We start from the raw sequence: 1060 nt of genomic DNA on the forward strand, positions 1-1060 counted from the left end.
GGTCCCGGTGGACACCGGGCCGCAGGAAGAGGATCGATTCCCAGGCAAAGGCCAGCAGGTGCACGGCGGCAGCGACCAGCGTCGCGACCTGCACCACGGTGATCACGGCGACACCGTCCCCGGCGCGAAGCGGATGTCGAAGCGGTCGGCCACCTGCGGCAGCAGGAGCGCGATATCCGCGGGCGAGTGCTGCTCGTGCAGGACGGCGTCGACTCGAGCGAAGAAGCCACTCATCGCCGATCCGGCGCAGACCAGGAGAAGCACCGCGCGGTCGGTGAGCACCGAGAACGTGTTCTTCGTCCCCGCCGGGACGGTGAGTGAATCCCCCGGCGGGAGTTCGCAGCCGTCGCCGTCGAGCTGAACCAGTATCCGACCACGCAGCAGGTGGTAGGTCTTGGCCCAGGGCTCGGTATGCAGCGGCGGCGGGGTGCCGCGGGGCGCATCGACCAGCATGACTTCGTAGGCGCCGCCGGTGTGGTCACCGGAGGACAGCACCGTGACGAGGGCATCCGGCACCGACAATCGCCTGCCCGCACCGGCGCGTCGGAGATGAAACTTGGTCATATCTGCGACGCTATGGCGCGCACTGCCGGCGAACCATCCCCGGAATCGGGGATGCTCCGGCGGTTCGGACCGGCGCATACTGAGCTCATGCTCGAAGTGCGAGCAGAACGGTTGCGCCGGGAGATTCTCGACTTCGCCGGGACGGGCGCCGGCGTCACCGAACTGCACGAGCGTGCCATCGAACTGGTCGACCGCACCGTGTGCTGTGACCTGACGTGCTGGGCGCTGCTCGATCCGCTGACCTTGACCTTCGGTTCGATGACCAGCGGGGGCAGCCGCATCCCCGGCGAGTACGAGCCGCTGCTCGCCGAGTCGGAGTACGGCGGGCACGATCCCGCGACCTTCGCCGATCTCGCCCGCAGCGGCCGGACTGTCGCGCGAGCATCGGATCTGCCGTCGGCGGAAGTTGCCCGCAGTCTCCGGCACGGCGCGGTGTGGCGGCCACTCGGGCTCCTCCGCGAAGTTCGGGTCGTCTTCATCGTCGACGGATTATGTT

Annotated in this window: 1 protein-coding gene and 2 pseudogenes; 1 reads left to right on the top strand and 2 read right to left on the bottom strand. The window is 68.6% G+C overall.

Going from position 1 to position 1060, the window contains the following annotated elements:
• Positions 1 to 106, bottom strand: a pseudogene (locus Q8814_RS26245) (DUF1304 domain-containing protein); the annotation flags it as partial.
• On the bottom strand, positions 103 to 564 hold the full coding sequence (locus Q8814_RS26250; protein ID WP_330154843.1) for a cupin domain-containing protein: 462 nt from the start codon (positions 562 to 564) through the stop codon (positions 103 to 105). The pseudogene Q8814_RS26245 and the gene Q8814_RS26250, both read right to left, overlap by 4 nt.
• An 87-nt stretch (positions 565 to 651) precedes the next feature.
• Here Q8814_RS26250 and Q8814_RS26255 point away from each other — a divergent pair.
• Positions 652 to 1060: pseudogene (locus Q8814_RS26255) on the top strand (helix-turn-helix transcriptional regulator); the annotation flags it as partial.

This window comes from Rhodococcus chondri, assembly GCF_036327435.1.
GTDB lineage: Bacteria > Actinomycetota > Actinomycetes > Mycobacteriales > Mycobacteriaceae > Rhodococcus > Rhodococcus chondri.